Origin of the sequence: Nonomuraea sp. MG754425, from assembly GCF_021699195.1 — a bacterium.
GTDB lineage: Bacteria > Actinomycetota > Actinomycetes > Streptosporangiales > Streptosporangiaceae > Nonomuraea.
Genome location: NZ_SSXE01000443.1, coordinates 1 through 896 on the forward strand (window position 1 = coordinate 1; position 896 = coordinate 896).

2 protein-coding genes are annotated in these 896 nt (G+C 73.3%); both read right to left on the reverse strand.

Going from position 1 to position 896, the window contains the following annotated elements:
• The coding region (locus tag FAF44_RS53380) for a DNA polymerase IV (protein WP_237111149.1) at positions 1 to 606 on the reverse strand (606 nt) is incomplete at its 3' end.
• Positions 607 to 631: 25 nt separating this feature from the next.
• On the reverse strand, positions 632 to 896 hold a 265-nt coding region (locus FAF44_RS53385), incomplete at its 5' end, for a TOBE domain-containing protein (RefSeq protein ID WP_237111150.1).

Consider the following 896-nt stretch of genomic DNA (forward strand, 5'->3'; position numbering starts at 1 on the left):
GGCGACGGTGTGCAGGCCGAGGCCGGCGAGTCTCTTGGAGATCCGGGCGCCGATGCCCCAGAGCGCGTCGGTGGGGCGCTCGTTCATGGTCTCGGCCCAGTTCTCGGTGGCCAGGCGGCGGATTCCGGCGGGTTTGGCCAGGCCGGAGGCGAGTTTGGCCTGCTGCTTGTTGTCGCCGATGCCGACGGAGCACTCCAGGTGGGTGCGGGCGAGCACGGCCTGCCGCAGCTCGGCGGCGAGGGCCTCCGGGTCGTCGGTGGCGACGCCGAGGAACGCCTCGTCCCAGCCCCAGACCTCGACCAGGACGGGGAACTCGCGCAGCACGGCCATCACGCGTGCGGAGGCGGCCGCGTAGGCGGGCGGGTCGCTGGGCAGGAAGACCGCGTCGGGGCAGCGTCTGAGCGCGGTGCGCAGCGGCAGGCCGGAGTGCACCCCGTGCTCGCGGGCCTCGTAGGTGGCGGTGGCGACGACCGTGCGGGGCCGGGTGGGGTCGCCCGAGCCGCCGACGACGACGGGCCTGCCGCGCAGCTCGGGATGGCGCAGGAGTTCGACGGCCGCGATGAACTGGTCGAGGTCGAGGTGCAGGATCCAGTTCCTGGTGACCATGGTGACCAGTATGTCGTGCGGCCGGCTACCGGCCCTGGAGCAGCGTGTCGTCGCGGTAGAGCAGCGCGCGGCGCGGGGTCGCCCAGGCGGGGGCGCCGAGCGGCGGCTCCTCGCCCTCGGGCACGACGATCTGGATGAGGGCCCCGGAGGTCTCGAGCGTGACGAGGGTGTGCGTGCCGAGGTTCTCCATGACGGAGATGACGCCGTGCAGGGCGCCGGGGCGTTCGGTGGTGGACAGGGTCATGTACTCGGGGCGGACACCGTAGGTGAGGCGTTCGTCGGGGGTGACG